Source organism: Streptomyces sp. NPDC037389, from assembly GCF_040636475.1.
In the GTDB taxonomy this organism is placed as follows: domain Bacteria; phylum Actinomycetota; class Actinomycetes; order Streptomycetales; family Streptomycetaceae; genus Streptomyces; species Streptomyces hesseae.
The window spans coordinates 592,814-617,553 of record NZ_JBEZUS010000001.1 but is presented as its reverse complement, the minus strand read 5'-3'; the positions used below and the strand labels follow the sequence as shown (position 1 = coordinate 617,553).

19 protein-coding genes, 1 tRNA gene and 2 pseudogenes are annotated in these 24,740 nt (G+C 69.8%); 12 read left to right on the top strand and 10 right to left on the bottom strand.

Annotated features, from left to right (window positions below):
* Positions 1 to 45 precede the first annotated feature (45 nt).
* From AB0E98_RS02885 to polA, 4 genes are all read right to left on the bottom strand, one after another.
* Positions 46 to 237, bottom strand: a complete 192-nt coding sequence (locus AB0E98_RS02885) for a hypothetical protein (protein WP_361697841.1) — start codon at positions 235 to 237, stop codon at positions 46 to 48.
* A 16-nt stretch (positions 238 to 253) separates the two neighbouring features.
* On the bottom strand, positions 254 to 1,255 hold the full coding sequence (locus AB0E98_RS02880; protein ID WP_361697839.1) for a DUF3068 domain-containing protein: 1,002 nt from the start codon (positions 1,253 to 1,255) through the stop codon (positions 254 to 256).
* A 16-nt stretch (positions 1,256 to 1,271) separates the two neighbouring features.
* Positions 1,272 to 1,406 (bottom strand): SPW_0924 family protein, encoded by a 135-nt coding sequence (locus AB0E98_RS02875; RefSeq protein WP_361697837.1) that lies wholly within the window; start codon positions 1,404 to 1,406, stop codon positions 1,272 to 1,274.
* Between the two features lie 152 nt (positions 1,407 to 1,558).
* Positions 1,559 to 4,216, bottom strand: coding sequence for a DNA polymerase I (gene polA / locus AB0E98_RS02870; RefSeq protein WP_361698155.1), 2,658 nt, complete (start codon positions 4,214 to 4,216; stop codon positions 1,559 to 1,561).
* A gap of 228 nt (positions 4,217 to 4,444) precedes the next feature.
* Here polA and AB0E98_RS02865 point away from each other — a divergent pair, with 228 nt between their 5' ends.
* The 7 genes from AB0E98_RS02865 (at position 4,445) to AB0E98_RS02835 (ending at position 13,224) form a co-directional block, all read left to right on the top strand.
* Positions 4,445 to 6,745, top strand: coding sequence for an FdhF/YdeP family oxidoreductase (locus AB0E98_RS02865; protein WP_361697835.1), 2,301 nt, complete (start codon positions 4,445 to 4,447; stop codon positions 6,743 to 6,745).
* Positions 6,746 to 6,851: 106 nt separating this feature from the next.
* Positions 6,852 to 7,313 (top strand): hotdog fold thioesterase, encoded by a 462-nt coding sequence (locus tag AB0E98_RS02860; RefSeq protein ID WP_361697833.1) that lies wholly within the window; start codon positions 6,852 to 6,854, stop codon positions 7,311 to 7,313.
* 309 nt (positions 7,314 to 7,622) lie between these two features.
* Positions 7,623 to 8,867, top strand: coding sequence for a branched-chain amino acid ABC transporter substrate-binding protein (locus AB0E98_RS02855; RefSeq protein ID WP_361697831.1), 1,245 nt, complete (start codon positions 7,623 to 7,625; stop codon positions 8,865 to 8,867).
* 82 nt (positions 8,868 to 8,949) lie between these two features.
* Positions 8,950 to 9,882, top strand: a complete 933-nt coding sequence (locus AB0E98_RS02850; RefSeq protein ID WP_361697829.1) for a branched-chain amino acid ABC transporter permease — start codon at positions 8,950 to 8,952, stop codon at positions 9,880 to 9,882.
* 5 nt (positions 9,883 to 9,887) lie between these two features.
* Positions 9,888 to 11,645: a branched-chain amino acid ABC transporter permease gene (locus tag AB0E98_RS02845; protein WP_361697827.1), complete on the top strand. Its 1,758-nt coding sequence runs from the start codon at positions 9,888 to 9,890 to the stop codon at positions 11,643 to 11,645.
* 5 nt (positions 11,646 to 11,650) lie between these two features.
* Positions 11,651 to 12,511, top strand: coding sequence for an ABC transporter ATP-binding protein (locus AB0E98_RS02840; RefSeq protein WP_361697825.1), 861 nt, complete (start codon positions 11,651 to 11,653; stop codon positions 12,509 to 12,511).
* Positions 12,508 to 13,224: an ABC transporter ATP-binding protein gene (locus AB0E98_RS02835; RefSeq protein ID WP_361697823.1), complete on the top strand. Its 717-nt coding sequence runs from the start codon at positions 12,508 to 12,510 to the stop codon at positions 13,222 to 13,224. Before AB0E98_RS02840 ends, AB0E98_RS02835 begins: the two co-directional genes overlap by 4 nt.
* A 54-nt stretch (positions 13,225 to 13,278) precedes the next feature.
* On the opposite strand, the gene AB0E98_RS02830 is transcribed toward AB0E98_RS02835, so the two are convergent.
* Positions 13,279 to 13,929 carry a response regulator gene (locus AB0E98_RS02830; protein ID WP_311613259.1) on the bottom strand — a complete coding sequence of 217 codons (651 nt, stop codon included), beginning with the start codon at positions 13,927 to 13,929 and terminating at the stop codon, positions 13,279 to 13,281.
* Between the two features lie 97 nt (positions 13,930 to 14,026).
* On the opposite strand from AB0E98_RS02830, the gene AB0E98_RS02825 reads away from it, so the two are divergent.
* Both AB0E98_RS02825 and AB0E98_RS02820 read left to right on the top strand, forming a co-directional pair.
* Positions 14,027 to 14,101, top strand: a tRNA-Leu gene (locus AB0E98_RS02825).
* A gap of 119 nt (positions 14,102 to 14,220) precedes the next feature.
* Positions 14,221 to 14,984 (top strand): annotated as a pseudogene (locus AB0E98_RS02820) (transcriptional regulator).
* Between the two features lie 11 nt (positions 14,985 to 14,995).
* Here AB0E98_RS02820 and pyk read toward each other — a convergent pair.
* A complete protein-coding gene (gene pyk / locus AB0E98_RS02815) occupies positions 14,996 to 16,432 on the bottom strand; it encodes a pyruvate kinase (RefSeq protein WP_361697820.1) in 1,437 nt (478 codons plus the stop codon).
* A gap of 133 nt (positions 16,433 to 16,565) precedes the next feature.
* Positions 16,566 to 17,255, bottom strand: coding sequence for an SIMPL domain-containing protein (locus AB0E98_RS02810; RefSeq protein WP_361697818.1), 690 nt, complete (start codon positions 17,253 to 17,255; stop codon positions 16,566 to 16,568).
* A gap of 148 nt (positions 17,256 to 17,403) precedes the next feature.
* Between AB0E98_RS02810 and AB0E98_RS02805 the strand changes: the two genes are divergently transcribed.
* Positions 17,404 to 19,215, top strand: a complete 1,812-nt coding sequence (locus tag AB0E98_RS02805) for a 5'-nucleotidase C-terminal domain-containing protein (protein WP_361697816.1) — start codon at positions 17,404 to 17,406, stop codon at positions 19,213 to 19,215.
* On the opposite strand, the gene AB0E98_RS02800 is transcribed toward AB0E98_RS02805, so the two are convergent.
* Positions 19,171 to 20,610 carry a SidA/IucD/PvdA family monooxygenase gene (locus tag AB0E98_RS02800; RefSeq protein WP_361697814.1) on the bottom strand — a complete coding sequence of 480 codons (1,440 nt, stop codon included), beginning with the start codon at positions 20,608 to 20,610 and terminating at the stop codon, positions 19,171 to 19,173. The genes AB0E98_RS02805 and AB0E98_RS02800 overlap by 45 nt on opposite strands.
* A gap of 245 nt (positions 20,611 to 20,855) precedes the next feature.
* Here AB0E98_RS02800 and AB0E98_RS02795 point away from each other — a divergent pair, with 245 nt between their 5' ends.
* On the top strand, positions 20,856 to 21,410 hold the full coding sequence (locus AB0E98_RS02795) for a F0F1 ATP synthase subunit B (RefSeq protein WP_361697812.1): 555 nt from the start codon (positions 20,856 to 20,858) through the stop codon (positions 21,408 to 21,410).
* A 103-nt stretch (positions 21,411 to 21,513) separates the two neighbouring features.
* Here AB0E98_RS02795 and AB0E98_RS02790 read toward each other — a convergent pair whose 3' ends face one another.
* The gene (locus AB0E98_RS02790) at positions 21,514 to 21,825 is read right to left on the bottom strand and encodes a chorismate mutase (protein ID WP_361697809.1); all 312 of its coding nucleotides are present in this window, start codon (positions 21,823 to 21,825) and stop codon (positions 21,514 to 21,516) included.
* 10 nt (positions 21,826 to 21,835) lie between these two features.
* The gene (locus tag AB0E98_RS02785; RefSeq protein ID WP_361697807.1) at positions 21,836 to 22,726 is read right to left on the bottom strand and encodes an AraC family transcriptional regulator; all 891 of its coding nucleotides are present in this window, start codon (positions 22,724 to 22,726) and stop codon (positions 21,836 to 21,838) included.
* Positions 22,727 to 22,855: 129 nt separating this feature from the next.
* Here AB0E98_RS02785 and AB0E98_RS02780 point away from each other — a divergent pair.
* A pseudogene (locus tag AB0E98_RS02780) lies at positions 22,856 to 24,710 on the top strand (beta-galactosidase family protein).
* Positions 24,711 to 24,740: the final 30 nt, after the last annotated feature.

Genomic DNA, 24,740 nt, shown 5'->3' with positions numbered 1-24,740 from the left:
GTCGTCCCGTCCGCCGGCCCTGTCCGTCAGGGGAGGCCCTGTCCGTCAGGGGAGGTAGCGCTCCAGGGCGGCGGCTCCCTTCTCCTCTATGTGGCGCCTGGCCGCCTCGACGCGTTCGGGGGTCACGTCGTGGCCGGAGGCCATGACGAGGTCCTCGGGGTCGAAGGGCCGCTCGCCACCGGTGTAGAGCCGGCTGGGGCGGGACGCGGTGGACGCGTCCTCCGGGTTCTCCTTCACGGCGGGCCTCCTCTGCTCAGGCGACCCCTTTCGGGGTCACCCGTTCGGGTTTCCCTCCATCGTGTGCCCGGCGCGCCGCGAACGCACGACGATCTCGGGCTTCGAGGGCGAGGGAGAGGGCGAGCAGGACACCGCCGAGGGTGAGGAGGCCCCAGGGGAGGTAGCTGGTGAGCAGCAGTACGAGCTGTCGTTGCGTGGCCACGAGGGCGACGGCCGAGTCGACGTCGTCGGGGCGCATCTTCACATGGCCGGAGAAGGCGGGGATCGGTTCCTTGCCGGGGGCGCCGGTCCAGCGCATCTCCTCGCGGTGGATCTCCTCGCCGTTGACCGGGGCGCCGGTGACGGGGTCGACCCAGAACATGCGCCGGGTGCTGTACCAGCGTTCCAGGCCGAGCTGCCGGACGGTGTCGGGGCCGATGCCGAGCGGCAGCTTCCTGGGCAGGGGGACCTTGGTCCAGGGGATCGTCTGCTCGAAGTAGTAGACGTCCAGGCCGTGGAAGGTACGGGTGCCCTTGTAGTGGATGGGCGCGGAGGTGCGGGTCATCGCGTCGAAGTAGCGGTAGTCGCGTTTCTCGACGAGGAACGGCCATTTGAACTCGATGCCGTCGCGGCGCACCGGGGTGCCGTCGACGTGTTCGCCGCCCGCGTGGACGGGCTCCTGGCTGTGGGCGTCGAAGACGTACCGCTCGGGGATCATGGAGACCATGGCGCCGTCGGGGCCGGCCGCGTAGGAGAGGGTGTCCCAGACGACGACGTCGCGGCCGGTCTCGTCGTGGACCTCCCGGGCCTTCTCGACGTTGCCCTTGAGGGTCTGGACCACGGTGAGGCGGGGGACGGTACGGGGCTTGAGGGTGCCGTAGTCGATGAGGGTGGCGTTCTCGGCCTCCATGACGGCGGTCCGGTACTGGCCGGCGGGGACCTTGGCGAGGCGGGGGAAGGCGTACCAGCGCAGCAGGGGTGACAACGCGGCGCAGAAGACCGCGAGTGCCAGCAGTACGAGGCTCGCCCGTCGGCGCATGGCGGGGCCGCTTCCGCTAGGGCCGGGCGGGGGCGGAGGTGAGCAGGGGCTCGGGGGAGGTCTCGCCCCGGGGCGGCCCGATGGCCGTGACGGCGAGGACGAGGGCGAAGGCGGCGGCCAGTCCGATGGCCGCGGCGGCCAGTGCGCGCATGCGGAGCCTCCCGGCGGATTCCCCTGGACCTGATGAGGCGTCAGGGATGGGGCACGGTAGCAACGCCCGGCGCGGAAGAGAACAACGCCGTACGGCCCGCCCCCGGAGACGATCGTCCGGGGACGGGCCGTACGGCACCGGTTGCACGGGCGTCAGTGCGCGGCGGACTCCCAGTCGCCGCCGACACCCACGGACACGTCCAGCGGGGCGCGCAGCTCGACGGCGCCGGCCATCTCGCGACGGACCAGCTCCTCGACCCTCTCCCGCTCCCCCGGCGCGATCTCCAGCACGATTTCATCGTGCACCTGGAGCAGCGCCCGGGAGGTGAGCTTCTCCGCCGCCAGGGCCTCGGCCACCCGCAGCATCGCGATCTTGACGATGTCGGCGGCCGTGCCCTGGATCGGGGCGTTCAGCGCCATCCGCTCGGCCATCTCGCGCCGCTGCCGGTTGTCGCTGTTGAGGTCCGGCAGATAACGGCGACGGCCCAGCATCGTCTCCGTGTAGCCCGTGGCCCGGGCCTCCTCGACGACGCGCTGGAGATAGTCGCGCACCCCGCCGAACCGCTCGAAGAACGTGTCCATCAGACGACGCGCCTCGTCCGGCATGATGTTCAGCTGCTGCGAGAGCCCGAACGCCGACAGCCCGTACGCCAGGCCGTACGACATCGCCTTGATCTTGCGGCGCATCTCGGGGTCGACCTCGCTCTTGGCGACGCCGAACACCTGGGAGGCGACCGTGGTGTGAAGGTCCTCGCCCGAGGCGAACGCCTCGATCAGGCCCTCGTCCTCCGAGAGGTGGGCCATCACCCGCAGCTCGATCTGGCTGTAGTCGGCCGTCATCAGCGACTCGAAGCCCTCGCCGACCACGAAACCCCGGCGGATGGCACGGCCCTCGTCCGTCCGCACCGGGATGTTCTGGAGATTGGGGTCGGTGGAGGACAGCCGGCCCGTGGCCGCCACGGTCTGGTTGAACGTGGTGTGGATCCGGCCGTCGGTGGCGATCGCCTTGATCAGGCCCTCGACCGTGGAGCGCAGCTTGGACTGCTCACGGTGCCGCAGCATGATCACCGGAAGCTCGTTGTCCGTCTGCGCGGCGAGCCAGGCCAGCGCGTCCGCGTCCGTGGTGTAACCGGTCTTGGTCTTCTTCGTCTTGGGCAGGCCCAGCTCACCGAAGAGGACCTCCTGGAGCTGCTTGGGCGAGCCCAGGTTGAACTCGCGGCCCGCCGCCAGATGCGCCGACTCCACCGCCTGCTGCACGGCCGCGGCGAACTGCTGCTCCATCCGCTCCAGCCAGCCCCGGTCGGCGGCGATGCCCGCGCGCTCCATGCCGGCCAGCAGCGTGCTCGTCGGCAGCTCCACATTGGTCAGCAGCTTCGCGGCGCCCACCTCCACGACCCGCCCCTCGAACGCGCCGCCCAGGTCCAGCACCGTACGGGCGCGGCCCATCAGCGCGTCCGCCTCGGCCTGCTCGTCGGCGCCGAACGCCAGCTGGCCGTCACCGGCGGCGGCCGTGGCGAGCTCACGCCCCAGGTACTCCACCGACAGCGCGTCCAGCGCGAACGACCGGCGCCCCGGCTTGACCAGGTACGCGGCCAGCGCCGTGTCCATCGTGACGCCCTCGACCGACCAGCCGTGATCGGCGAAGACCCGCATCGCGGCCTTCGCGTCGTGCATCACCTTGGGACGCTCCGGGTCCGCGCTCCACGCGGCGAACGCCCGCTCGTCGGCCTCGTCCAGCTCCGCCGGGTCGAACCACACGGCCGGGCCCTCGCCCGTCGCCAGCGCGATCTCCGCGACCCGGCCACTGCCCCGCGACCACGAGTCCACGATCGCCACACCCAGCGGGCCTGTGCCGTGCTCGGCCAGCCACGGCGCCAGACCGCCCGCGTCCAGCACCACGCCGTCGACCTCGGCGCCCGCCTCGGGAGCCGCCTCCTCGACGGACTCCCCACCCGGGTCGGCCGCCAGCAGCCGGTCCCGCAGCCCCTGGTTGCGGATCTCCAGACCCTCCAGGAACGCCACCAGCGCCGCCCGGTCGTAGGCCCCGCGCTCCAGATCGTCCGGATGCGTGGACAGCTGGACGTCCCGCACCATCTCCGTCAGCCGGCGGTTGAGCTTGACCGCCTCCAGATGGTCGCGCAGATTCTGCCCGGCCTTGCCCTTGACCTCGTCGACCCGCTCGACGAGCTCCGCGAACGAACCGAACTGGTTGATCCACTTCGCGGCCGTCTTCTCACCGACACCCGGGATGCCCGGCAGATTGTCCGACGGGTCGCCGCGCAGCGCCGCGAAGTCCGGATACTGCGCCGGGGACAGCCCGTACTTCTCCTGCACCTTCTCCGGCGTGAAACGCGTCAGCTCGGAGACGCCCTTCGTCGGGTACAGCACCGTGACCGCGTCGGTGATCAGCTGGAAGGAGTCGCGGTCGCCCGTGACGATCGAGACCTCGAAGCCCTCGGCCTCCGCCTCCGTCGCCAGCGTGGCGATGACGTCGTCGGCCTCGAAGCCGTCGACGGCGAAACGCCGCACGTTCATCGCGTCCAGCAGCTCGCCGATCAGCGTCACCTGCCCCTTGAACTCGTCAGGGGTCGCCGAACGCGTCGCCTTGTACTCCGGGAACTCCTCCGAGCGCCACGTCTTGCGCGACACGTCGAACGCCACCGCGAAATGCGTAGGCCGCTCATCACGCAGCGTGTTGGCCAGCATCGACGCGAAGCCGTACACCGCGTTCGTCGTCTGACCGGACGCCGTCGTGAAGTTCTCCGCGGGCAGCGCGAAGAACGCCCGGTACGCCATGGAGTGCCCGTCCATCAACAACAGACGGGGACGGCCTCCCCCGGCGTCGCCGGTCGGGTCGTTCGCTTCGGTCGGGGTATTCGATGCCTTGGATGCCACGCCCCCGATCCTGCCACGGCCCACTGACAATCCCGACCGCCCCGCGCCCCGGTCACCCTCACCGCCGCCACCACCGCACCCCCGTGACAGGATCGGCACCACACGCACGTCCCAAGATCCACCGAGCGCTCAAGGGAGAGCGAGATGGCAGGCAAGCCGCCCACCGGCGATCCCGTACAGGACGCACCCAGCGTCACCTCCCCGCAGCACGCCGCCGCCGGGCTGCCCGCCATCGCCCACTCACTGCGCATGGCCCACGAACAGATGGGCGTCCGCCGTACCGCCCTGACGCTCCTCAAGGTCAACCAGAAGAACGGCTTCGACTGCCCCGGCTGCGCCTGGCCCGAGCCCGACAAGCGCCACGCCGCCGAATTCTGCGAGAACGGCGCCAAGGCCGTCGCCGAGGAGGCCACCCTCCGCCGCGTCACCCCGGCCTTCTTCGCCGCCCACCCCGTCGCCGACCTCGCCGACCGCAGCGGCTACTGGCTCGGACAGCAAGGCCGCCTCACCCACCCCATGTACCTCGCCGAGGGCGCCACCGCCTACGAACCCGTCACCTGGGAACGCGCCTTCGACATCATCGCCGAGGAGCTCCACGCCCTCGACACCCCCGACGAAGCCGTCTTCTACACCTCCGGCCGCACCAGCAACGAAGCCGCCTTCCTCTACCAGCTCTTCGCCCGCGAGTTCGGCACCAACAACCTGCCGGACTGCTCCAACATGTGCCACGAGTCCTCCGGCTCGGCGCTCACCGAGACCATCGGCATCGGCAAGGGCAGCGTCCTGCTGGAAGACCTCTACAAGGCCGACCTGATCATCGTCGCCGGACAGAACCCCGGCACCAACCACCCCCGCATGCTCAGCGCCCTGGAGAAGGCCAAGCACGGCGGCACCCGGATCATCACCGTCAACCCGCTCCCCGAGGCGGGCCTGGAACGCTTCAAGAACCCGCAGAACGCCCGCGGCCTCGCCGCCGGCGGCACCGCCCTCACCGACCTCTTCCTCCAGATCCGCCTCGGCGGCGACCAGGCGCTCTTCCGCCTCCTCAACCGCCTGATCCTGGAGACCGAGGGCGCCGTCGACACCGCCTTCGTCGACGAGCACACCCACGGCTTCGACGACTTCGCCCGAGCCGCCCGCACCGCCGGCTGGGACGAGACCCTCCGCGCCACCGGACTGCGCCGCGAGGAGATCGAAACCGCCCTGCGCATGGTCCTGGACTCCAAGCGCGTCATCGTCTGCTGGGCCATGGGCCTCACCCAGCACAAGCACGCCGTCCCCACCATCAAGGAAGTCGTCAACTTCCTGCTCCTGCGCGGCAACATCGGCCGCCCCGGCGCCGGCGTCTGCCCCGTCCGCGGCCACAGCAACGTCCAGGGCGACCGCACCATGGGCATCTTCGAACGCCCCGCCCCCGCGTTCCTCGACGCCCTCGAGAAGGAATTCGGCTTCGCCCCGCCCCGCGAACACGGCCTCGACGTCGTCCGCGCCATCCGCGCCCTGCGCGACGGACAGGCCAAGGTCTTCTTCGCCATGGGCGGCAACTTCGTCTCCGCCACACCCGACACCGACGTCACTGAAGCCGCCGTCCGCCGCGCCCGGCTCACCGTCCACGTCTCCACCAAGCTCAACCGCTCCCACGTGATCACCGGCGCCCGCGCCCTGATCCTCCCCACCCTCGGCCGCACCGAACGCGACCGGCAGCACGCAGGCGACCAGTTCGTCACCGTCGAGGACTCCATGGGCATGGTCCACGCCTCCCGCGGCCGCCTCGAACCCGCGAGCCCCCAGCTCCTCTCCGAGCCCGCCATCGTCTGCCGCCTGGCCCGCCGCACCCTCGGCGATACCAGCCCCACTCCCTGGGAGGACTTCGAAGGCGACTACGCGACGATCCGCGACCGCATCGCCCGCGTCGTCCCCGGCTTCGAGGACTTCAACGCCCGCGTCGCCCGCCCCGGCGGCTTCACCCTCCCCCACGCCCCCCGCGACAGCCGCACCTTCCCCACCACCACCGGCAAGGCCAACTTCACCGCCGCCCCCGTCGAACACCCCCACGTCCCCGAGGGCCGGCTGCTGCTCCAGACCCTCCGCTCCCACGACCAGTACAACACCACCATCTACGGCCTCGACGACCGCTACCGCGGCATCAAGAACGGCCGCCGCGTCGTCCTCCTCCACCCCGACGACGCCCGCGCCCACGACCTCGCCGACGGCGCCTACGCCGACCTCGTCAGCGAATGGACCGACGGCACCGAACGCCGCGCCCCCGGCTTCCGCGTCGTCCACTACCCCACGGCCCGCGGCTGCGCCGCCGCCTACTACCCCGAGACCAACGTCCTGGTCCCCCTCGACCACACCGCCGACACCAGCAACACCCCCGCCAGCAAGTCCGTCGTCATCCGGATCGAGCCGAGCACCGGCCGGGAGACGGAAGGCGACCGGTGACGGCGGCAGGTGACGGAAAAGGAAGATCGCAACGGTTGACGGCGGGACCGTCGAGCTGAAAAAAATTTCACACCACAACGACCAAGGGTGATCGGAGCCGCGCGTCATGGGCGAGCACAGCAAGACCACGTTCCCGCAGGAGACCCTCGACCGGTGGGCCGACAGCGGGCTCGACCTCAACGCCCTGTTCTCCGCCGGCCACCTGGGCGAGCGCATGAGCGTCACCGTCGTCGAGGCCTCCCCCGAACGCGTCGTCGGCACCATGCCCGTCGAGGGCAACACCCAGCCCTACGGCCTGCTGCACGGCGGCGCCTCCGCCGTCCTCGCCGAGACCCTGGGCTCGGTCGGCGCCATGCTCCATGGCGGGCCGACCCGGATCGCCGTCGGCGTCGACCTCAACTGCACCCACCACCGCGGCGTCCGCTCCGGCCTCGTCACCGGCGTGGCCACCCCCGTCCACCGCGGACGCACCTCCGCCACATACGAGATCGTCATCACCGACGAGCAGGACCGCCGCGTCTGTTCCGCCCGCCTCACCTGCGTCATCCGCGAACAGGCGACCGGCTGACGGACACACCCACCGCCATCGCGACGGCCGGCCACGGAACCCCGTGGCCGGCCGTCGCACACCTGGACGCCCGACGACGACCGGAAAGCGGAGTGTGATCTCCGTCATAACAAGAAAGTCACAGCATCGTCGTCACCTCTGCCCGAGCCCCGCGCGCACCCCCTAAAGTCGCGGCACACCATGACCGCCGGGCCGTTCGTCCAGCACACCGCAGCCATCCGGCACAGCACCTCCTCACCCGCGCCCGATCCGCCCGGCGAGTGACACGGCACCTCTCCACAGGCCACCGCGCCAGGGAAAGGACCCAGCGTGCGCCACCGTTCCCTCGTCATCCTCACCGCCGCGCTCACCACCGGAGCCCTCACCCTCACCGCCTGCGGATCACGCGACGCCGACAGCGCCAAGGACAACGGCACCGGCGACGGCGGCGCGAAGACCACCGTGACCATCGGCGTCGACGCCCCGCTGACCGGCTCGCTCTCGCCGTTCGGACAGGGCATCAAGAACTCCGTCGACCTCGCCGTACGCACCGCCAACAAGAACAACGAGGTCAAGGGCGTCACCTTCAGGACCACCGCCCTCGACGACCAGGCCGTCCCCGGCACCGGACAGCAGAACGCCGCCAAACTCGTCGCCGACAAGGACGTCCTCGGCGTCGTCGGCCCGATGAACTCCGGCGTCGCCCAGTCCATGCAGGGCGTCTTCGCCAAGGCCGACCTCACCCAGGTCTCCCCCGCCAACACCAACCCCGCCCTCACCCAGGGCGACAACTGGGCCAAGGGCGAGAAGAACCGTCCCTTCAAGACCTACTTCCGCACCGCCACCACCGACATCATCCAGGGCCGTTTCGCCGCCCAGTACCTCTACAAGGACGCCAAGAAGAAAAAGGCCTTCGTCGTCGACGACAAACAGACCTACGGCGTCGGGATCGCCGCCATCTTCGCCGAGGAATTCAAACGCCTCGGCGGCGACATCGCCGGCACCGACCACCTCACGGTCAAGGAGACCGACTTCTCCGGCATCGCCAACAAAATCAAGAACTCGGGAGCCGACTCCGTCTACTTCGGCGGCCAGTTCCCCGAAGCCGGCCTCCTCTCCGACCAGGTCAAGAAGGCCGGCGCCCACATCCCCCTCATGGGCGGCGACGGCATCTACAACCCCGGCTTCATCACCGCCTCCGGCGAACCCAACGACGGCGACCTCGCCACCTCCGTCGGCTACCCCGTCGAAGAACTCGACTCCGCCAAGAAATTCGTCCAGGGCTACAAGGACGCCGGCTACAAGGACGCCTACGCCACCTACGGCGGATACTCCTACGACGCCGCCTGGGCCATCGTCCAGGCCGTCAAGAAAACCGTCGAGGACAACAAGGGAAATCTCCCAGCCGACGCCCGCGCCAAAGTCCTCGACGCCATGAGCAAGGTCTCCTTCGACGGCGTCACCGGAAAGGTCTCCTTCGACCAGTACGGCGACACCACCAACAAACAGCTGACCGTCTACCAGGTCGTAGGCGGCGCCTGGAAATCCCTCAAGAGCGCCACCTTCCAGGACTGACCGGGCCGCCCGCGCGAAGGCACCCGCACCCGCGCACGCCCTCGCGCGGCACCGCCCACCACACCCGACGGGGAGGCACGCGGTGCACGAACTGCCGCAGACACTGGTCAGCGGACTCGCACTGGGAACGCTCTACGGCCTCATAGCCATCGGCTACACGATGGTCTACGGCATCGTCCAGCTCATCAACTTCGCCCACGGCGAGATCGTCATGATCGGAGGCTTCGGCGCCCTCACCGTCCGGCTCTGGCTCCCCGACAGCGTCCCCCTCGCCGCCGCCCTCCCCCTGATGCTCCTCGGCGGCGCCCTCGCCTCCGTCGCCGTCGCCACCGCCGCCGAACGCTTCGCCTATCGCCCCCTCCGCGACGCCCCCCGCCTCGCTCCCCTCATCACCGCGATCGGCCTGTCCATCGCACTCCAGCAAATCGTCTGGGCCTTCTACCCCGACGCCAAGAAATCCCGCGGCTTCCCGCAATTCCACGGCGACGCCTTCGAACTCACCGGCAACATCCACCTCCAGCGCGACGACGTCTTCGTCCTCGTCGCCGCACCCCTGTGCATGCTCGCCCTAGGTTTCTTCGTCGCCAAAAGCCGCACCGGACGCGCCATGCAAGCCACCGCCCAGGACCCCGACACCGCCCGGCTCATGGGCATCGACACCGACCGCATCATCGTCCTGGCCTTCGCCATCGGCGGCGCCTTCGCAGCCGTCGCCGCCGTCGCCCAAGGACTCCGCGCCGGCCAGATCAACTTCGAGATGGGCTTCATCCTCGGCCTCAAGGCCTTCACCGCCGCCGTCCTCGGCGGCATCGGCAACATCTACGGCGCCATGCTCGGCGGCGTCGTCCTCGGCATCGCCGAAACGGCCTCCACCACCTACATCCAGCACATCCCCGGAATGCAGCAACTCGGCGGCGGAGGCTGGAAGGACGTCTGGGCCTTCGTCCTGCTCATCGTCGTCCTCCTCGTACGGCCACAAGGACTGCTCGGCGAACGCGTCGCGGATCGGGCGTGAAACCCATGACCCCACAACACCACCACACCGGCACCGTCAACCGCGCCATCCCCCGGCTCACCCTCCCGCTCATCCCCCTCCCCCTGAGTACCGCCAGAATCCTCACCGCCGGCGGAGCCCTCCTCACCCTCCTCTCCACCTTCCTCCCCTGGACCTGGACCCGCGCCTTCCCCGGCAACCTCACCGTCACCGGCTACCCCGGCGGGCTCCAGATCCTCACCCTCACCGGCGCCGCCCTCACCCTCGCCCAAGTCCTCGCCACCGCCGGCCTCCCCGGCCTCCGCTGGCTCACCCCCTCCGGCCGCCACACCGCCACCCTCCACCTGGCCGCCGGCACCCTGGCCACCACCTGGTACACCCTCATCGCCATCGCCACCCGCCTCGGCGGACTCGTCAACCTCGAACCCGGCGGCTACCTCGCCGGAGCAGCCGCCCTCGCCGCCCTCACCGGCGCCCTCGCGCTCCCCAACGACCCTCCACGCCCCCTGCCACCGGCCCGCGCCCTCCCCGCCTGGGCCGAAATCCTCATCATCGCCGCCGTGTTCGGACTCGCCCTCCAAGTCCTCACCTACGGCATCGGCACCGCCTACGGCGAACTCTTCACCGGCTTCCTGCTGCTCACCGGCTTCGCCACCGCCGCGCTCTTCACCAGCGGACTGGGCGCCCGGCTCACCGCCCTCACCCACCGGCACCACCGCGTCACCCTCACCGCGGCCCTCGTCACCGCCGTCCTCTTCCCCCTCACCCAGGACACCGACGAATACACCCTCATCATCGTCAACATCCTCATCTTCTCCACCGTCGCCCTCGGCCTGAACGTCGTCGTCGGCCTCGCCGGCCTCCTCGACCTCGGCTACGTGGCCTTCCTCGGCGTCGGCGCCTACACCGCCGCCCTCGTCTCCGGCTCCACCGCCTCCACCCTCCACATCCACTTCCCCTTCTGGGCCGCCGTCCTCACCGGCGCCGCCGCGTCCCTCGTCTTCGGCGTCGTCATCGGCGCCCCCACCCTGCGCCTGCGCGGCGACTACCTCGCCATCGTCACCCTCGGCTTCGGCGAGATCTTCCGCATCACCGTCGGCAACCTCAACGGAGAATCCGGCCCCTCACTCACCAACGGCCCCAACGGCATCCCCAACATCCCCGACCTCGCCATCCTCGGCTACGACTTCGGCGCCACCCACTCCTTCGGCGGCCTCACCCTCACCCCCTTCGCCAACTACTACCTCCTGATGCTCTTCTTCACCGCCCTCGTCGTCCTCGTCTTCAGCCGCGCCGGAAACTCCCGCATAGGCCGCGCCTGGGTCGCCATCCGCGAGGACGAAACCGCCGCCACCGCCATGGGCATCAACGGCTTCCGCCTCAAACTCATCGCCTTCGCCCTCGGCGCCACCCTCGCCGGACTCGCCGGCACCGTCCAGGCCCACGTCGCCTACACCGTCGTCCCCGAGCAATACGTCTTCGCCGGACCCGTACCGCCCAACTCCGCGTTCCTCCTCGCCGCCGTCATCCTCGGCGGCATGGGCACCATCACCGGCCCCCTCCTCGGCGCCGCGCTGCTCTACCTCATCCCCGCCAAACTCCAATTCCTCCAGGACTACCAACTCCTCGCCTTCGGCCTCGCCCTCATCCTCCTCATGCGCTTCCGGCCCGAAGGGATCATCCCCAACCGCCGCAACCGCCTTGAATTCCACGAGACTGACGCGGCCCCGGCGAACCCGCCCGGCACGGGCGGCGCCACCCGGCCCACCACGGCGGAGGCATAACCACCATGACCACCACGACCGCCGCCCCCGCCGCCCCCGTCCTCACCGCCACCGGCGTCACCATGCGCTTCGGCGGACTCACCGCCGTACGAGCCGTCGACCTCACCGTCCGCGAAGGCCAGATCGTCGGACTCATCGGCCCCAACGGCGCCGGAAAAACCACCTTCTTCAACTGCCTCACCGGCCTCTACACCCCCACCGAAGGCACCGTCACCTACCGCGACACCGTCCTCCCACCCAAACCCCACCTCGTCACCCAGGCCGGCATCGCCCGCACCTTCCAGAACATCCGCCTCTTCGCCAATATGACCGTCCTCGAAAACGTCCTCGTCGGCCGCCACACCCGCACCAAGGAAGGCCTCCTCTCCGCCCTCCTCCGCGGCCCCGCCTTCCGCCGCGCCGAAAAGGCATCCGAAGAACGCGCCATGGAACTCCTCGAATTCACCGGCCTGGCCGCCAACCGCGACCACCTCGCCCGCAACCTCCCCTACGGCGAACAACGCCGACTCGAAATCGCCCGCGCCCTCGCCAGCGACCCCGGCCTGCTCCTCCTCGACGAACCCACCGCCGGAATGAACCCCCAGGAGACCCGCGACACCGAAGGACTCGTCCTCGCCATCCGCGACCAGGGCACCGCCGTCCTCGTCATCGAGCACGACATGCGCTTCATCTTCAACCTCTGCGACCACGTCGCCGTGCTGGTACAAGGCGAAAAGCTCGTCGAAGGCACACCGGAGACCGTCCAGCGCGACGAACGCGTCATCGCCGCCTACCTCGGCACCCCCTTCGAAGGCGCACCCGGCGAGGAGGAAGCCGCCGAGGTCCGGGCGGCCGAGGCCCACGCGACGGAGGAGACCGACCGATGACCGCGCTCCTGGAGGTCGAGGACCTCCACATCGCCTATGGCAAGATCGAAGCCGTCAAAGGCATCTCATTCACCGTCGACACCGGCCAGGTCGTCACCCTCATCGGCACCAACGGAGCCGGCAAGACGACGACCCTCCGCACCCTCTCCGGCCTTCTCACGCCGCGCTCGGGCGCCATCCGCTTCGACGGCCGGTCCCTCACGGGCGTCCCCGCACACCAGGTCGTCGCCCGCGGCCTCGCCCACTCCCCCGAAGGCCGCCACATCTTCCCCCGCCTCACCATCGCCGAGAACCTCCAGCTCGGAGCGTTTCTCCGCAAGGACGGCGAGGGCATCGACCAGGACGTGCGACGCGTCTACGACCTCTTCCCGATCCTCGGCGAACGAGCACGCCAGGCGGCCGGCACCCTCTCCGGCGGCGAACAACAGATGCTGGCCATGGGGCGCGCCCTGATGTCCCGCCCCAAGCTGCTCATGCTCGACGAGCCCTCCATGGGCCTCTCCCCGATCATGATGCAGAAGATCATGGACACCATCGCCGAGCTCAAGGCGGGCGGTACGACGATCCTGCTCGTCGAACAGAACGCCCAGGCAGCGCTCGGCCTCGCCGACCGGGGGCACGTCATGGAGACCGGCCGGATCGTCCTCTCCGGGACGGGAGCGGAGCTGCTGCACGACGAGTCGGTACGCAAGGCGTACCTGGGAGAAGACTGAAAAGGGCCCGCGTCCGGCTCCATACCGGACGCGGGCCCACAAGATCACCAGGAGCTACTGCTCCTTGGACGCCTTCTTCTCCCGAGCGTCCTCGATGACCGCCTCGGCGACCTGCTGCATGGACAGCCGACGGTCCATCGACGTCTTCTGGATCCACCGGAACGCGGCGGGCTCGGTCAGCCCGTACTGCGTCTGGAGAATGCTCTTCGCCCGGTCCACGAGCTTTCGCGTCTCCAGGCGCTGCGCGAGGTCGGCGACCTCCTGCTCCAGCGCCTTCATCTCGGTGAAGCGGGAGACCGCCATCTCGATGGCGGGCACGACGTCGCTCTTGCTGAACGGCTTCACGAGGTAGGCCATGGCCCCGGCGTCCCGGGCCCGCTCCACGAGGTCGCGCTGCGAGAACGCGGTGAGCATCAGTACGGGGGCGATCGACTCGGACGCGATCCGCTCGGCGGCGGAGATCCCGTCGAGGACGGGCATCTTCACATCGAGGATCACCAGATCCGGCTTGTGCTCGCGCGCCAGCGCCACGGCGGTCTCGCCGTCGCCCGCCTCACCGACGACGGAGTAGCCCTCTTCCTCGAGCATCTCCTTGAGGTCGAGACGGATCAGGGCCTCGTCCTCGGCGATCACGACACGGGTGACGTGCGGAGGGGTGTGTTGCGGCTCGTCGTCGACGGGCGGCTGGGGCTCGGCGGCGGTCACGGGTCTCCTTGGTACGGGCAAGTGCTGCTCGCATGAGCCTACCTACGTCATGTAGTTTTGAGCACCGAGGGGGTATAGACTCTCCTTGGATTACAAGGCCCCGGTAGCCCAACTGGCAGCAGGCAATGGATTCAAAACCCATACAGTGTCGGTTCGAATCCGACCCGGGGCACTTCACCTTCGATTCAAAGGAACGCTAGCGTTTCCAACGCTTGGGGATCTTCACTCCTTGCGGTGAACATAGCTTCGAATCCTGTCTTCCGGTACGGCATTGCCGCCACGCTCGTCTCTATGTACGACACCGAAACGCGTCGGCGTGCGCTCGCCCTCGTCGATCAAGGCCGCAGCCTCGATTCCGTGAGCAAGGAGACCGGGATCTCCCGGTACGCGCTCCGCTCATGGCAGACCAGGATCGAGCCTCTCGCACGCTCGAAGCCGGCCTGTTCCCGTTGCGGGCCCCGCCCGCGCCCTCCCGATGATCCCGCCGCGTACGCATACCTGCTCGGCCTCTACCTCGGGGACGGCTGCGTCAGCAGACAACCGAAGGGCACATACGCCCTTCGTATCGCGTGCGCCGACGCGTGGCCCGGCTTGATCACGACCTGCCGTGACGCCATCAAGGCCGTCCGCCCCGAGAACAGCGTGTGTGTTGTCCAGAACCAGGGGTGCGTCTCAGTGGTCAGCTACAGCCGCCACTGGCTCTGCCTCTTCCCACAGCACGGCCCCGGCAGGAAACACGAGCGGCCGATCTTCCTGGAACCTTGGCAGCAGCGGATCGTGGATGCGCACCCCTGGGAATTCCTCCGCGGACTCGTCCACTCCGACGGTTGCCGCATCACCAACTGGGCCACCCGGCCAGTCCAAGGCCAACGCAAGCGCTACGAGTACCCGCGCTACTTCTCCACCAACAAGTCCGAGGACATCCGGCGGCTGTACACCGACACCCTCGACAGACTCGGCGTCAGCTGGAAGCAGGCCAACGCCCCTGGAACGTCTCCGTGGCCCGCAAGGCATCCGTCGCCCTCATGGACACCCACATAGGCCCTAAGCGCTAGGCTCCCGTCCCCTACTCCTTCGGCGCGTCGTCCTCCCCGATGTGGTGCACCCGCACCAGGTTCGTGGTCCCCGCCATCCCCGGCGGGGAGCCCGCCGTGATGATGACCATGTCGCCCTGGCGACAGCGCCCGATCCGCAGCAGGTACTCGTCCACCTGGTCGACCATCTCGTCCGTCGTCTCGACGACCGGTCCGAGGAACGTCTCCACGCCCCACGTCAGATTCAGCATCGCCCGCGTCGCCGGCTCCGGCGTGAACGCCAGCAGGGGAATCGGTGAGCGGTAGCGCGACAGGCGGCGGGCCGTATCACCGGATTGAGTGAAGGCCACAAGGAACGTGGCACCCAGAAAATCCCCCATCTCGGCCGCCGCGCGGGCGACCGCGCCGCCCTGGGTGCGGGGCTTGCTGCGCTCGGTCAGCGGGGGGAGGCCCTTGGCGAGGATGTCCTCCTCCGCCGCGATGACGATGCGGCCCATCGTGCGGACGGTCTCGACGGGGTACTTCCCGACGCTCGTCTCACCGCTGAGCATCACCGCGTCCGTGCCGTCGATGACGGCGTTGGCGACGTCGGAGGCTTCGGCGCGCGTGGGGCGGGAGGCGTCGATCATCGAGTCGAGCATCTGTGTGGCGACGATGACCGGCTTGGCGTTGCGCTTGGCGAGTTTGATGGCGCGCTTCTGGACGATCGGGACGGATTCCAGGGGCATTTCGACGCCGAGGTCGCCGCGGGCGACCATGATGCCGTCGAAGGCGGCGACGATGCCGTCGAGGTTGTCGACGGCCTGGGGCTTTTCGATCTTGGCGATGACGGGGAGGCGGCGGCCTTCCTCGCCCATGACGCGGTGGGCGTCCTCGATGTCGCGCGCGCTGCGGACGAAGGAGAGGGCGATGACGTCGGCGCCGGTCCTGATGGCCCAGCGGAGGTCGTCGATGTCCTTCTCCGAGAGGGCGGGGACGGAGACGGCGACGCCGGGGAGGTTGAGGCCCTTGTGGTCGGAGACCATGCCGCCTTCGAGGACGAGGGTCTTGACGCGGGGGCCGGTGACCTGCACGACTTCGAGGGTGACGCGTCCGTCGTCGACGAGGATGCGTTCACCCTTGGTGACGTCGGCGGCGAGGCCGCTGTAGGTGGTGCCGCACTGGTGGCGGTCGCCTTCGACGTCTTCGACGGTGATGGTGAATTCGTCGCCGCGTTCAAGGAGTACGGGTCCTTCGCGGAATCGGCCCAGGCGGATCTTCGGGCCTTGAAGGTCGGCGAGGACGGCGACGTTGCGGCCGGTTTCCTCCGCTGCCTTGCGTACCCGCTGGTACCGCGCTTCGTGGTCGGCGTACGTGCCATGGCTGAGGTTGAAGCGGGCGACATCCATGCCGGCTTCCACGAGTGCCTTGATCTGCTCGTACGAGTCGGTGGCGGGCCCAAGGGTGCAGACGATTTTCGCTCGGCGCATGCCACGACCTTATGACCTACCGGCGGGTAGAGAATTGGCCCGCCGCAACGGGCCAACGTCCTTTCGGTAAAAGCTTGTTGACACCTTGTGAAACGTGCAGAGGGGTGCTCTGATGAGCACCCCTATCGAGGGGCTAGAGCGTCGGGCGGGTCATCGTAAAGCGGGCGTTGACGCTGGCGTAGACCGTTTGGCGCTGGGGTTCGAGGTCGAGCGCGGGCGGCGGCTCGGGGGCTCCGCCGTAGCCGGCGGAGCGCATGATGCCGCCGGGGGCGACGGGCATGGCCGGGGCGGTGTTCTCGGCGCCGATGTCGGCGATCTCGACGACGGCGGCGAGTTCCGCGCCGAGTGCGGCGGCGTATTCGCGGGCGCGCTGGACGGCTTCGCGTACGGCCTGTTGGCGGGCTTCGCGGTGGGCGGGCGAGTCGGGGCGGAGGCTCCACCAGGGGCCGTCGACGCTGGTGAGGTCGAGTTCGGCGAGGCGGGTGGCGAGTTCGCCGAGGGCGGTGAAGTCGGCGAGGGTGGCGGTGATGTGGACGTGGCCGTGGTAGGCGCGGACGCGTTCGTGGCGGCCTTTGTCGGTGAGCTGGGGGGTGATGCTGAAGGTTCCGGTCTCGGTTTTCTCGACGGCGTCGCCGTAGGACTTGAGGAGATCGAGGACCTGGTTGTTGCGGCGGGTGAGGTCCTGGAGGGCGTTGCGGCGGTCGGTGCCGCGGGCGCTGACGGTGATGCCGATGCGGGCGATTTCGGGGTCGACTTGGAGGCGGGCTTCGCCTCGGACGGCGACGCGGGGGGCGTCGGGGGTTCCGTAGGGCAGGTCGGTCATGGGGTCAGCGTCTCAGGTGGGGGTGGCGGTGGGGAGGGACGGCGCGTGGTGATGGGAATCGCAGGGGGTTGAGGGTGTTGGTGGGCGTGGGGGGTGGGCCAGAATCTACGCGCGTTGGTTCTGGATATGAATGGGGAGAACAGAACATATGCCGCTCAACCGTAGGAATTTCCTGGAGCGTACGGCCGTGACGGGCGCCGGTGTGGCGTTGGCGGGGGCCGTGGGGGCTGTGCCGGCCGAGGCGGAGGGGCTCGCCGGGGACGGGGTCGCTCGCCGGAGGAAGCGGTACGCGTTGACCGTGATGGGGACGACCGACCTCCACGGCAATGTCTTCAACTGGGATTACTTCACCGATGCCGAGTTCGACGACAAGGCGCACAACGATGTGGGGCTCGCCAAGATCTCGACGCTGGTGCGGCAGGTGCGGGCCGAGAAGGGCCGGCGGAACACTCTGCTGATCGACGCGGGTGACACGATCCAGGGTACGCAGCTGTCGTATTACTACGCGAAGGTGGATCCGATCACGGGTGCGGGCGGCCCGGTTCATCCGATGGCGCGGGCGATGAACACGATCGGGTATGACGCGGCGGCGGTCGGAAACCACGAGTTCAACTACGGCATTCCGACGCTGCGGAAGTTCGAGGAGCAGTGCGATTTCCCGCTGCTGGCGGCGAACGCCCTGGACGCGAAGTCGCTGCGGCCGGCGTTCCGCCCGTATGTGATCAAGCGGGTGTGCACTCCGCACGGTCGTGATGTGAAGGTGGCGATCCTGGGTCTGACCAATCCGGGGATCGCGATCTGGGACAAGGCGAATGTGCAGGGGAAGATGGTGTTCCCGGGCCTGGAGGAGCAGGCGGCGAAGTGGGTGCCGAAGCTGCGGTCCATGGGTGCGGATGTGGTGATCGTGGCGGCGCATTCGGGTTCGAGTGGTACGTCGTCGTACGGTGATCAGTTGCCGTATGTGGAGAACGCGGCGGCGCTGGTGGCGGAGCGGGTGCCGGGTATCGACGCGATTCTGGTGGGGCACGCCCATACGGAGATTCCCGAGTACCGGGTGACGAACAAGGAGTCCGGTAAGCAGGTGGTGCTTTCGGAGCCGCTGAAGTGGGGGCAGCGGTTGACGTTGTTCGACTTCGGTCTGGTGTGGGAACGGGGCCGCTGGCAGGTGGAGTCGGTGTCGGCGAAGGTGCTGAATTCCAACACGGTGGCCGAGGATCGCCGGATCACCGACCTGCTGGGCAAGGAGCACCGGAAGGTCGTGACGTATGTGAATCAGGTGATCGGTACGTCGTCGGCGGCGATGAGTGCGGCGGAGGCGGCGTACAAGGACACGCCGATCATCGATTTCATCAATCATGTGCAGGCGGAGACGGTGAAGGCGGCTCTGGCGGGCTCGGCCTATGCCTCGCTCCCCGTTCTGTCGCAGGCGTCGTGTTTCTCGCGGACGGCGTCGGTGCCGTCGGGGAAGGTGACGATTCGCGAGGTGGCGGGTCTTTATCCGTTCGAGAACACGCTGGAGGCGCGGCTGCTGACCGGTGCGCAGTTGCGGGCGTATCTGGAGTTCTCGGCGCACTATTACGTGCGGACGGCTGTGGGTGCGCCGGTCGACCCGGCGAAGCTGACGAACGCCGAGTCGATTCCGGATTACAACTATGACGTGGTGAGCGGTCTCTCCTATGAGATCGACATCGCGAAGGAACCGGGTTCGCGGATTGTGAATCTGTCGTTCCAGGGGAAGCCGCTGGATGACGCGGCACAGTTCGTGCTGGCGGTGAACAATTATCGGGCGAGCGGTGGCGGGAACTTCCCGAATGTGGCTCGGACCAAGCAGTTGTGGGCGAATTCGGAGGAGATCCGGAACACGATCATCGGTTGGGTGAAGGCCAAGGGTTCCATTGATGTGGGGGCCTTCGCGTCAGTGGACTGGAAGCTGACGCGGGATGGTGTGCCGGTTTTCTGAGCCGGGGCCGCCGACGGCGTGCTGGGGCCGTGGCTGGGTCCGCGGCTCCAGGCCGAAGGTGGTGAAGGCGGTGCGGTGGGGCAGGGGGTAGACCGTGCGGCCGATGAGGGCGTTGAGGATCACGGCGCTGCGCCAGGCGGCGAGTCCGAGGTCGGGGGCGCCGACGCCGTGGGTGTGGGTTTCGGCGTTCTGGACGTGGATGGCGCCCTTGACGGAGGGGTCGAGGACGAGCCGGTGTTGTTCGTCGACGCGGGCGCGGCCGTTGGAGTCGCGGCGGATATAGGGGTCGAGGGAGGCGAGGAGGGTGTCGACTCGGCGTTCGCGGTAGCCGGTGGCGAGGACGACGGCGTCGGTGGTGAGGCGGGAGCGGCTGCCCTGCTGGGTGTGTTCGAGGTGGAGTTCGACGCGGGTGGTGCCGACGCGGCCGGCGGTGCGGACGAAGACTCCGGGGGTGAGGACGGCGTCGGGCCAGCCGCCGTGGAGGCTGCGGCGGTAGAGCTCGTCCTGGATGTCGGCGATGGTGTGGCGGTCGATGCCCTGGTTGAGCTGCCATTGCTGGGGCAGGACCTGGTCGCGGACGGGTTCGGGCAGGGCGCGGAAGTAGTGGGTGTAGTCGGGGGTGAAGTGCTCCAGGCCGAGCTTGCTGTATTCCATGGGCGCGAAGGCCGGGGTGCGGGCGAGCCAGTGGAGGCGTTCGCGGCCGACGGGGCGGCTGCGGAGGAGGTCGAGGAAGATCTCGGCGCCGGACTGGCCGGAGCCGATCACGGTGACGTGTTCGGCGTCGAGGATCTTGTCGCGGTGGTCCAGGTAGTCGGAGGAGTGGGTGACGGGGACGTTGGGGGCTTCGGCGAGGGGGCGCAGCGGCTCGGGGATGTAGGGGGCGGTGCCGACGCCGAGGACGAGGTTGCGGGTGTAGGCGCGGCCGAGGGCGTCGGCTTCTCCTTCGGGGTCGAGCTGGGTGTAGTCGATCTCGAAGAGGACGCGCTCGGGGTTCCAGCGGACGGCGTCGATGTGGTGGTTGAAGTGGAGGCCGGGGAGGTTCTGGCTGGCCCACCGGCAGTAGGCGTCGTACTCGGCGCGGTGGATGTGGTGGCGCTCGGAGAAGTAGAAGGGGTAGAGGCGCTCGCGGCTCTTGAGGTAGTTGAGGAAGGACCAGGGGCTGGTGGGGTCGGCGAGGGTGACGAGGTCGGCGAGGTAGGGGACCTGGAGGGTGGTGCCGTCGATGAGCAGGCCGGGGTGCCAGTGGAAGGCGGGGTTCTGGTCGTAGAAGGCGACGCGGAGGTCGTCGAGGGGCTGGGCGAGGGCGGCGAGGGAGAGGTTGAAGGGGCCGATGCCGATGCCCACGAGGTCCAGGGGTTGGTCCGGGGCGGATGCGGGGGTCTGGGGGGTGGTCATCGGGTCGAGTGGCCTTCCACGAGTTCCTGCGGGCACGGGCAGCACCGACCGGCCAAGCTACCGGCTGTGCACGTGCCGTGACCCGGGGTGCGGGAGGTTTCGCCCGATGGTGGGTATTGGGGCGGCCCCGCCTTGTGGCGGGGGTGAGTTGGGGTCTTCGTCGCGCGGGCGGGCGGGCGCGTTCGGGTGGGGTTCGGCGGGGTGGGGGGCGGGGCCGGGCGGTGTCGCAAGGTAATGTGCACACCATGGCCATGACTTTCGCTCTCGACGTAGGGCCCCTGAAGCCCGAGCTCGCCCCGCTCGTTCTGGGCCTGGTGCTGTTCTTCCTCGTCTTCGCCGTGATGGCGAAGGCGATCCTTCCCCGGATCAACAAGGTCCTCGACGAGCGCGAGCAGGCCACCGACGGCCGGATGGACGAGGCGGAGGAGACGCGCGCCGAGGCGGCGCGGGTCCACGCCGAGTACCAGGAGCTGCTGGCGGAGGCCCGGCACGAGGCGGCGCGGCTGCGCCAGGAGTCCGTCGAGCAGGGCAACGCGATCATCGCCGAGCTGCGTGCCGAGGGTCAGCGTCAGCGCGAGGAGATCATCTCCGCGGGTCACGCGGTGATCGACGCCGAGCGCGCGGTGGCCGAGGCCGAGCTGCGCGAGCAGGTCGGCGCGCTGGCCACGGAGCTGGCGGGCCGGATCGTCGGCGAGCCGATGGCGGACTTCGCCCGGCAGAGCGGCGTCGTCGACCGTTACCTGGAGGAGCTGCGTACGGCGAAGGCGTCGGACGCGGCGGCGGGCGAAGCGCGAGGCTGACGACCGACAGAAGCCATAGGCCTTAAGGCTCCCGTACCCCCTGTGAAGGGGGCGCGGGAGCCTTTTGTCGTCCCCGGGTGGATCCCGACGGCCGGGGCCGGGGTCAGGCGCGGGCGATGGTCTCGTGGTGGCGGATGACCTCGGCGATGATGAAGTTCAGGAACTTCTCGGCGAAGGCCGGGTCGAGCTTGGCGTTCTCGGCGAGCTCGCGCAGCCGGGCGATCTGGCGGGCCTCGCGGGAGGGGTCGGCGGGCGGCATCTTGTGCTCGGCCTTGAGGTGGCCGACCTGCTGGGTGCACTTGAACCGTTCGGCGAGCATGTGGATCACCGCCGCGTCGATGTTGTCGATGCTGTCGCGGAGCCGGCTCAGCTCGGCGCGTACGGACTCGTCGGTGACGTTGTTGTTGTTCTCCACGGTGACGACCCTATGCGGATGGGCGTGGTCCGATGACCGGTGGGTGCTCCGGGTCGGGGACGGTGCTGCTCCAGCCGCCCGGTACGGCCATGCCCTGGCGTTCGCGGAAGCGGACGGGGGCGGTGCCCACCCTTCGGGTGAAGAGGCGGCTGAAGTAGGCGGGGTCGGCGTAGCCGACGCGGCGGGCGACGGCGGCGACGGGGAGCTCGGTGGCGGCGAGGAGTTCCTTGGCGCGGCCGAGGCGGATGCCGAGGAGGTAGTCCTTGGGGCTGCATCCGGCGCCGCGGCGGACGGCGGTGCGCAGTTCGGCGGGGGTCATGCCGTGGCGGGCGGCGTGCTGGGCGACGGACAGCGGGAGGAAGGCGTCGCGGGCGAGGGCGTGGAGGAGGGGGTCGGTGTCGCCGGTGGTGTCGGCGCGGGAGCGGCGCAGGGCGACGAGGAGTTCGTGGACGGCGGCGGAGGTCTCGACTTCGAGGTGGGGGTTGCCGCGGCGGGCGGCGCGGGCGATGCGGGTGACGGCGGCGCGGGCGGCGGTGGTGTCGGTGAGGGGGAGGACGGGCCGGTCGGGGTCGATGTAGCCGAGTTCGGTGTAGGCGGTGACGGCGGTGCCGGTGAAGTCGACGAAGCTTTCGTCCCAGCCGGGGCCGGGGGCGGCGCCGTAGTGGTGGGGGACGCCGGGGAGGAGCTGGATGAGGGCGGGGGCGGTGACGGTGTGGACGTGGTGGTCGGGGGTGCGGTACCAGCCGGTGCCCGCGCTGATGACGACGGCGACGTGGTGGTCGAGGGTGCGGGGGCCGACGGTGGGGAGGGCGCCGTGCTGGAGGCCGACGCCGAGGCAGACGAGGCCGAGCCGGTGGTGGACCGGGCCGGGCGTGAAGTAGCGCATCCAGGTGTGGTACACGCGTGTCCGCCTCCACGGCCGCCGGGTGTCCAATCAGGGCTGATCTTTGTCCATGGCCCTCGCTCCCGCCAGAGGGCGAGGATGGTCGCCGTTCGCGCTGTCCGTGTGGTGTGAGGGAAGGCGGGGGTCGTGCCGGGGTTCGTGGTGGGGGACGAGGATTTCGAGCTCGACGGACGGCCGGTGCGGCTGTTGTCGGGGGCGTTGCACTACTTCCGGGTGCATGAGGGGCTGTGGGGGCATCGGCTGGGGATGCTGCGGGCGATGGGACTGACGTGTGTGGAGACGTATGTCCCCTGGAATTGGCATGCTCCGGTCGAGGGTGGGCCGGTGGACACGGGGCCGCTGGGGCGGTTCCTGGCCGCGGTGGCGGCGGCGGGGATGTTCGCGATCGTGCGGCCGGGTCCGTACATCTGCGCGGAGTGGGAGAACGGCGGGCTGCCGGCGTGGGTGACCGGGGGGGCTCGGGGCGCGGGTGCGGACGCGGGACGAGGGGTTTCTGCGGGCGGTGGACGGCTGGCTGGCACTGGTGGCGGAGCAGGTGGTGGGGCGGCAGGTGGACCGGGGCGGTCCGGTGGTGCTGCTCCAGGTGGAGAACGAGTACGGGTCGTACGGCAGTGACCGGGTTTATCTGGAATGGCTCGTCCAACGGTGGAAGGCGCTGGGGGTGACGGTTCCGCTGGTGACGTCGGACGGTCCGGAGGAGCACATGCTGTCGGGCGGTTCGGTGCCGGGCGTGCCGGCGACGGTGAATTTCGGTTCGGGGGCGCGTGAGGCGTTCGGGGTGCTGCGGCGGTTCCGGCCGGACGGTCCGTTGATGTGCATGGAGTTCTGGTGCGGCTGGTTCACGCACTGGGGCGCGGAGGAGGCCGTGCGGGGGGCGGAGGACGCGGCGGGGGCGCTGCGGGAGGTCCTGGAGTGCGGAGCGTCGGTGAATGTGTACATGGCGCACGGCGGGACGAACTTCGGCGGCTGGGCGGGGGCGAACCGGGCCGGTGAGGATCATCTCGGCGCGTTGCGGCCGACGGTCACGTCGTACGACTACGACGCTCCGGTGGACGAGTACGGGCGGGCGACGGCGAAGTTCTGGGCGTTCCGGGAGGTGCTGGCCGGGTTCCGGGACAGTGCGGCCGTCCCGGGCGGGGCGGCGGGTCCGCTGCCGGAGCCGCCGCCCGCGCCACCGGTGCTGGGCGCCGCGGTGGTGGCGCGGCTGGAGCGGTGGGCGCCGCTGGACGGGGTCGTGGACGCGCTGGGGGGCGAGGAGAGCGAGACGGCGCTGCCCCCGTCGTTCGAGGACCTGGGGGTGGACCGGGGGCTGGTGCGGTATCGCTTCGGGATTCCGGGGCCCCGGAAGGCGTCCCCGCTGTGGGTGATGGGGTTGCGTGATGTGGCGGTGGTGTCCGTGGACGGGGTGCGGGTCGCGGTGGTCGACGACGCCTCGGATCCGGTGCTGATCGGTGAGGTGGCGGGGCCGGCCGCGGTGGAGCTGTGGGTGGAGTCGCTGGGCCGGGTCAATTACGGGCCGCGGCTCGGGGAGGCCAAGGGCGTCACGGGCGGGCTGCTGCACGAGCGGCAGTATGTGCACGGGGTGCGGGCGCGGGGGCTGCGGCTCGCGGCGCTGGAGGAGCCCGGGGCCCTGGAGCGGGTGCCGTGGCGGGCGGGGCCGGGTGAGGGGCCTGGACCGGGTGGAAGGCCGGGGCCGGGTGGGGGGCCGGGGCCGGGTGGGGGGCCGGGGCTGTACGGGGGGACGTTCCCCGTGGTGGGGGCGGGGGACGCGGTGCTGGAGGTGCCCGGCTGGGTGCGGGGGTTCGTGTGGGTCAACGGTTTCTGTCTGGGGCGTTACTGGGACCGGGGTCCGCGCCGTCCGCTGTACGTACCGGGGCCGGTGCTGCGCGAGGGGGAGAACGAGGTGCTGGTGCTGGAGTTGGAGGGGCCGGGCGAGCCGGAGGTCCGGCTGGGCGGAGTGCCCGGCCACGACGGGGCCTGAGAGCATCCGTCCCGCTGGTCACCGGCCGAT